The organism is Streptomyces sp. NPDC039430 (assembly GCF_055639435.1).
On record NZ_JBVKAK010000026.1, the window covers coordinates 97,422 to 104,349 of the forward strand.

Below are 6,928 nucleotides of genomic sequence, written 5' to 3' on the forward strand. Positions count from 1 at the left end.
CCGTGATGTCTTCGAAGTCGCTTCTGAACGCCTCGCTCCATGAGCTCGACCCCGACGTCGCCGCCGCCGTCGACGCCGAGCTGCACCGTCAGCAGTCCACGCTCGAAATGATCGCCTCGGAGAACTTCGCTCCGGTCGCGGTCATGGAGGCGCAGGGCTCCGTACTGACCAACAAGTACGCCGAGGGCTACCCCGGCCGCCGCTACTACGGCGGCTGTGAGCACGTCGATGTGATCGAGCAGATCGCCATCGACCGGGTGAAGGCGCTCTTCGGCGCCGAACACGCGAACGTACAGCCGCACTCCGGCGCCCAGGCGAACGCGGCGGCGATGTTCGCGCTGCTCACCCCCGGCGACACGATCATGGGTCTGAACCTCGCCCACGGCGGGCACCTGACCCACGGCATGAAGATCAACTTCTCCGGCAAGCTCTACAACGTCGTCGCGTACCACGTCGACGACAAGACCGGCCAGGTCGACATGGCCGAGGTCGAGCGGCTGGCCAAGGAGTCCCGTCCGAAGCTGATCGTGGCCGGCTGGTCGGCGTACCCCCGCCAGCTGGACTTCGCGGCCTTCCGCCGGATCGCGGACGAGGTCGGCGCGTATCTGATGGTCGACATGGCGCACTTCGCCGGACTGGTCGCCGCGGGCCTGCACCCCAACCCGGTGCCGCACGCGCACGTCGTCACGACCACCACGCACAAGACCCTCGGCGGTCCGCGCGGCGGTGTGATCCTCTCCACCAAGGAACTGGCGAAGAAGATCAACTCCGCGGTCTTCCCGGGCCAGCAGGGCGGCCCGCTGGAGCATGTCATCGCGGGCAAGGCGGTCTCCTTCAAGGTGGCGGCCACGGACGAGTTCAAGGAGCGCCAGCAGCGCACCCTGGACGGCGCCCGGATCCTCGCCGAGCGGCTGGGCCGGCCGGACGTCACCGAGGCGGGTGTCTCCGTACTCTCCGGCGGCACGGATGTACACCTCGTTCTCGTCGATCTGCGGAACTCGGAGCTGGACGGCCAGCAGGCCGAGGACCGGCTCCACGAGATCGGCATCACGGTCAACCGGAACGCCGTCCCGAACGACCCGCGCCCCCCGATGGTCACCTCGGGCCTGCGCATCGGCACGCCCGCGCTGGCCACCCGCGGCTTCACCACCGAGGACTTCACCGAGGTCGCCGAGATCATCGCGGCGGCCCTGAAGCCCTCCTTCGACCGCGAGGCGCTGGCGGGCCGGGTCACCGCGCTGGCCGAGAAGCACCCGCTGTACCCGGGCCTGTAGCCGTCCGTACGGCCTGAGTTACGGGGCACCGCGCACACTGGACCGTGCGGCGCGGTGCCCCGCACCACGTTCCCCCGCACCACTTCCCCGCGTGTCACCGTCATCTCCGCACCACCCCGGCAGACAACGGCGTCTACCAACCAGCAAGGAGTCACCCGTGGCCATCTCGGTCTTCGACCTGTTCTCGATCGGAATCGGCCCGTCCAGCTCCCATACGGTCGGCCCGATGCGCGCGGCGCGGATGTTCGCGCGGCGGCTCAAGAACGAGGGGCTGATCGCCCACACCGTCTCGATCCGGGCGGAGCTGTACGGATCGCTCGGCGCGACCGGCCACGGCCACGGCACGCCCAAGGCCGTGCTCCTCGGCCTGGAGGGCAACTCGCCGCGCACCGTCGACGTGGAGAGCGCGGACGAGCAGGCGGAACGTATCCGCGACAGCGGCCGGCTCAATGTGCTCGGCATGCACGAGATCGCCTTCGACGCCGGCGAGGACCTGGTCCTGCACCGCCGCAAGACCCTGCCGTACCACGCCAACGGCATGACCGTCTTCGCGTACGACGCGGCCGGCGCCGTACTCCTGGAGAAGACGTACTACTCCGTGGGCGGCGGCTTCGTCGTGGACGAGGACGCGGTGGGCGAGGACCGGATCAAGCTCGACGACACCGTGCTCAAGTACCCCTTCCGCACCGGCGACGAACTGCTGCGGCTGTCGGCCGAGACCGGTCTGTCGATCTCCGCGCTGATGCTGGAGAACGAGAAGGCCTGGCGCACGGAGGACGAGATCCGCACCGGGCTGCTGGAGATCTGGCGGGTCATGCAGGCGTGTGTCTCACGCGGGATGGCCCGCGAGGGCATCCTGCCCGGCGGCCTCAAGGTCCGCCGCCGCGCCGCCCATTCGGCGCGCCAGCTCCGCGCCGAGGGCGATCCGCAGGCGCACGCCATGGAGTGGATCACGCTCTACGCGATGGCGGTGAACGAGGAGAACGCGGCGGGCGGGCGCGTCGTCACCGCCCCCACCAACGGCGCCGCGGGCATCATCCCGGCCGTACTGCACTACTACATGAACTTCGCGGCCGGCGGCGCCACGGCGGAGGAGAAGGACGAGAACGTCGTCCGCTTCCTGCTCGCCGCGGGCGCCATCGGCATGCTCTTCAAGGAGAACGCCTCCATCTCCGGCGCCGAGGTCGGCTGCCAGGGCGAAGTCGGCTCGGCCTGCTCCATGGCCGCGGGCGCCCTCGCGGAGGTCCTGGGCGGCAGCACGGAACAGGTCGAGAACGCGGCCGAGATCGGCATGGAACACAACCTCGGCCTGACCTGCGACCCGGTCGGCGGCCTGGTCCAGATCCCGTGCATCGAACGGAACGGCATGGCGGCGGTGAAGGCGGTCACGGCGGCGAAGATGGCACTGCGCGGCGACGGCAGCCACAAGGTCTCCCTGGACAAGGTCATCAAGACCATGAAGGAGACGGGCGCGGACATGTCCGTCAAGTACAAGGAGACCGCCCGGGGCGGGCTCGCGGTGAACATCATCGAGTGCTAGGCGGATGGGCCCTGACCAGCGCGTTTGTATCTTTCAGCGCTGTCAGGGCCTTCCCTGCTTACGCAGCGGAAAGTCCTGAAAACGCCCTGGGACAGACATGAAAGTCCCTGAGATGTCCCAGGGATTCAGCCCACGCGGGCAAGTTCGGCAACGAGGTCCACATCCCGGTGGTGGCTTGACACGTACAAAGGCCCGCGCGTCCACGGCTGGATCCCAGTCGTCGCCCACGAGGAGAAGTGTTCCCTCAAGGACGAGGCACCGGGCAACTGCAAGCACCGCGTGCTGCGGGGCCTCAACTTCACCATTCCGCCCCACCTGTCTGCCTGCGCCGGTAACGCACTCAGGATTCGAACCCCGAGACCTACGCATTACGAGACCGTGAGCGATCATGTTGCCCGGTGTCGCGTGGTGCCGCCTAGTGACGTTTCCGCTGATCAGAACAGGTGCACCCGGTTGGGCCGTACCATCGCGAGCACCCTTTCGACCGCATGGGTGGGCACAGCTTCCCGGAATTTTTGTCGTACTACAGCGTCGTGCTGCCACGCCCGGACCGGCTCGTTCTGCGTCTCTCCTGCGCTGCCCGTGTGGCGCGCTACCTCCTGCCGACACTCACCACGGCATCGGACAAGCCCGCCGACCTCACCGGCATTCCGGGTCTTCGCCTGGAAGAAGTCAGTCGTCGTAGCCTCCTGATGCGGCACTTGCCCACCGGTGGCCGCCTGGAGTTTCAGGACAGCCGAAAGCAGTCGGGGGATGGGACATGCGGCTACTCGGCGAGACCGAGCAGGGGCAGCAACTGCTGAAGGACGTCACGCACATGACGTCGACCGAAGAGAGTTTCGCCCACTACTGGGCTCCAACCCCCTGCACCGCCTTGCGTAGCGCCCTGATCACTCGCGGGCACCTGTGGTGGTCCACCTTCGCCCATGGCGCCGTCACCGAGTACTCCCGCCGCCCCGGAGGCCGGTACCGCATCCGCTGGGCCGAGGGCTACCTGGCGGACGATCTCGGCGAATTGCTGACCACATCGGCCGTTGCCATTCCCGGCGCCATCTACATCCCTGCGGCCTGCCGGGGTGATGCCAGCATCGTGCGCCTGGCCGATGCCATGGTCGAGTTGGAGGGCCCTGGTACGGCCAAAGAGGGCCAGCGGGACGATGACGGCTGACGCACACCCGGGGCTTCGATCCGCCCGGCTGGCAACGACCGTAGCTCGCGAGACGTGGCAGCCTGGTGATCTGGGCAAACAGCCGCTTCCGTAGCTCGGATGCGGAATACCCAGAGTCCCCAGTCGATTGGTCTTGTAGCAGAGATCGCGGGAGGGGGGACCCTGGTGGCCGAGTTGATGTTGTTCCGACGAGACGGGGACGGACGGGACGTCGAGCTGCACGGTTCGACCGTGGCGCTGGAAGTGGATCTGCAGCGGCGGGTCGAGGCCAGCCTGGAGGCGATGCTCGGCATCCGGTTCCTGGCGTCGGAGTACCCGACCGGGCCGTGACACCGGGGCCGGATCGACACCCTGGGGCTGGACGAGAACGGCAGCCCGGTGGTGATCGATACAAGAAGGGCTCCGACAGCGGCGTGCTGTCGCAAGCCGCCTCGTACCTGTCCTGGCTGGAGTCGGCGCACCACGAGGTCGAGGCACTCGTCCGCAAGGTATTGGGCCCGGAGGCCGCCGAGTCCATCGACTGGCGTCGCCCACGGATGGTCTGCATCGCGGCCAGCTTCTCCCACCACGACCGCGTGGCCGTGCAACGGCTGCCCGATCGGATCGACCTGGTGCGCTACCGCGTCTTCGAGGGCGGCCTGCTGAGCCTGCTGCTCGTGGACTCCTCGCCCGGTGCGGCGAACACTGCTTCGTCTCGGCGGACCAGGGAGCGGGACACAGCGACCGCCAGCGCGCCGGCGGCCCCGGTGACCTTTACGCTGGCGGGTCCTGGTCTCGTCCCGGAGTGCCTGCGGGACCTGTACGCAGAGCTGGACGACGCGCTCACGGCATGGGGCGAGGTCGAGGTGGCCCCTCTCCGGCACTACATCGCCTACCGACGGCTCGTGAACGTCGCGTCGGTGATCTTCCGTCCGAAGCACGAGGCGATCCTGGTCTACCTCAGACTCGCCCCGGACACCGTCGCGCCGGAGGACGGCTTCACCAGGGACATGCGCGGCATCGGCCACCTCGGGACCGGGGACCTGGAGGTACGCCTCGCCTCGGCAGCCGACCTGGAGAAGGCAGCACCGCTTATCCGACGGGCGTTCGAGGCGGCCTGAACCCCGCAGAGGGATGGCGCGTCAATCTCCCTTGTCGCGCCACCCCACCGGCGGCTCAGAGCAGCATTCGCTTTGGGTTCACCACAGTTTGCCGCCGATAGCTGAAGCTGCCGCGATCTCGCCTGCTCGGTCCTTTTGGCTCATGTGGTCGAGGGCGGTCTTCGTTGCGTCGCTGTGCAGAAGACGAGCTTCCCCGGGCTCAGGAGGAAGCCAGCGGAGCACGGGTGTCCCGTAGCGGCTGAGGTGAACTTCCACTTGCTCCGTGAAGGCATCCGAAAGCGTTTGTTCCTTACGGTTGTGGAGAAGCACGAGCCCTGCCAGAGGCAGCCGTGACAGGTCGTGTTGGCCCAGGTGGCGTTCTCGCCAAAGAGCAGCGGAGTCTTCCGGCGCAAGGCCCACAGCACGGTCTCCGTCAACCGATCGGCGCCACGCAGGAGTTGTCGTCCTCCTTGGATACTCGCTGGCACCGAAGGCAAAGGTCACGCCGTCAACCCCCTTGTTCGCTAGCCCACCAGCCCAGGCAGACGGTCGCTCACCCAAGACGAGGATGCGGCTGCAACGCTCGCGTGCAGCGTCGAGAGCGGCATCAATAGCTTCATCGTCTGCGACGTCGAAGAGGCCATGGCCCGGGTTCACGCTCGCCCTCCAGGCTTCTCCGTTACCCGGCGTCAAGCGCAGGCGGTTCCAGCGCATGACGTGGCCCGCAGGCCGCGGCACACTGGCCTTCGGCCAGGCCCTGTTTCGGCTTACATACCAACTGAAATCAAAGTCGGCGTCGTTGATGGTCAGCACGGCGGCTACGTGACCTTCGGCAGCCCAGGCGGTCACCAGCCGAACGGCGGCGGCAGCGGTCACACCGTGCACAGCTTCCAGGGACGAGGGACCCGATGTCAGGACGAAGTATCGCCTTGGCTCAGGTCGGCTTTTAGCGCCGGTTCGATGGGCGGGGTGGCTGGGGGCTCGCACCTCGCCCAGGGCAGCCAAGGCACGCCCGGGACGGCCGGTAGCCGAGTTTCCGTGCTCGGTGCGGACGGTGAGGACGCCTCTCCAGCCGTCGACGCGCCCGCCACACCCGACGAAGCGTAGGGTGCAGGTCTTCGGCTCGCAGACGTGATCGAGGAGTTGCAGATCAGGTCCTGTGATTGCGTCCTGAAGCAGCTCGACGAGCCGCTCATCGTGAAGCGCCGCCCCGCCTGCCACTGTCCGCACGAATGTCCAGTCCAGCCCGTGCAGAGAGACCGCGCTGCTCACCGTGAGTCCGTCGTGCCCGACAAGCGCTGTCCACATTCGGGGGCGGCGCAGTAGCGCGCTCGCCAACTGCGCGCTCGCACGATGCTGGGAAATCACATCGCGGGATAGAGGCGGGCGGCGCCGCAGCGGTGCGACTGCCTCGCCGGGTACCCAATGTGGAGTGCACCGTTCCTGGATCACACGTTCGCGACGTGCCTGAAGCACGGTAGCCAGGCGCTCGCCCCCGTGAAGTTGGATGCGCACTTTCGGATCTGCGACATTCCATCGGATGCCGATCTTGTCGCCGAACGAGGCGGTCACTTCGAGTTGCTTTCCGATCACGCACGCCTGCATGCCTGGAACGCCGCGCCGCGTTCCGCGCTTCTCTCCGTACGGCAGCAAGTCGAGCAGTGCTTCGACAGCCCTGGCGCTTTCCAGTCGCAGGCGCAGAAGATCCGCTTCCGCGCGAAACGCTTCCACAACACCGAGAGGGTGTTCCGGCGAGCGATACGACGCCAACCTGAGCTGCCCCGAGTTTCGTAGCGGCCGGTTTGCGTGGTTTCAGGCGGTGTTCGTTGCTGCCTGAGATCGGTAGTGCTGGGTCTCGAATTCCTCG

General features: G+C 67.5%; 6 protein-coding genes. 5 read left to right on the plus strand and 1 reads right to left on the minus strand.

Annotated features, from left to right (window positions below; genetic code table 11):
- Positions 1 to 5 precede the first annotated feature (5 nt).
- The 5 genes from glyA (at position 6) to ACZ7LS_RS35705 (ending at position 5,082) form a co-directional block, all read left to right on the plus strand.
- A complete protein-coding gene (gene glyA / locus ACZ7LS_RS35685; RefSeq protein WP_382517446.1) occupies positions 6 to 1,274 on the plus strand; it encodes a serine hydroxymethyltransferase in 1,269 nt (422 codons plus the stop codon).
- A 157-nt stretch (positions 1,275 to 1,431) separates the two neighbouring features.
- Positions 1,432 to 2,814, plus strand: a complete 1,383-nt coding sequence (locus ACZ7LS_RS35690; RefSeq protein ID WP_382873350.1) for an L-serine ammonia-lyase — start codon at positions 1,432 to 1,434, stop codon at positions 2,812 to 2,814.
- A gap of 760 nt (positions 2,815 to 3,574) precedes the next feature.
- Positions 3,575 to 3,982 (plus strand): hypothetical protein, encoded by a 408-nt coding sequence (locus ACZ7LS_RS35695; protein WP_385134755.1) that lies wholly within the window; start codon positions 3,575 to 3,577, stop codon positions 3,980 to 3,982.
- A 177-nt stretch (positions 3,983 to 4,159) separates the two neighbouring features.
- The gene (locus ACZ7LS_RS35700) at positions 4,160 to 4,312 is read left to right on the plus strand and encodes a hypothetical protein (protein WP_385134757.1); all 153 of its coding nucleotides are present in this window, start codon (positions 4,160 to 4,162) and stop codon (positions 4,310 to 4,312) included.
- A gap of 83 nt (positions 4,313 to 4,395) precedes the next feature.
- A complete protein-coding gene (locus ACZ7LS_RS35705) occupies positions 4,396 to 5,082 on the plus strand; it encodes a DUF5655 domain-containing protein (RefSeq protein ID WP_385134759.1) in 687 nt (228 codons plus the stop codon).
- A 78-nt stretch (positions 5,083 to 5,160) separates the two neighbouring features.
- Here ACZ7LS_RS35705 and ACZ7LS_RS35710 read toward each other — a convergent pair whose 3' ends face one another.
- Entirely contained in the window at positions 5,161 to 6,792 is a 1,632-nt protein-coding gene (locus ACZ7LS_RS35710; protein WP_385134761.1) for a hypothetical protein, read from the minus strand.
- Between the last annotated feature and the right edge of the window lie 136 nt (positions 6,793 to 6,928).

Excerpts from the sequence above, each read along its gene's own strand:
- glyA (WP_382517446.1), top strand. The coding sequence starts at position 6 with ATGTCTTCGAAGTCGCTTCTGAACGCCTCGCTCCATGAGCTCGACCCC.
- ACZ7LS_RS35695 (WP_385134755.1), top strand. The coding sequence starts at position 3,575 with ATGCGGCTACTCGGCGAGACCGAGCAGGGGCAGCAACTGCTGAAGGAC.
- ACZ7LS_RS35700 (WP_385134757.1), top strand. The coding sequence starts at position 4,160 with ATGTTGTTCCGACGAGACGGGGACGGACGGGACGTCGAGCTGCACGGT.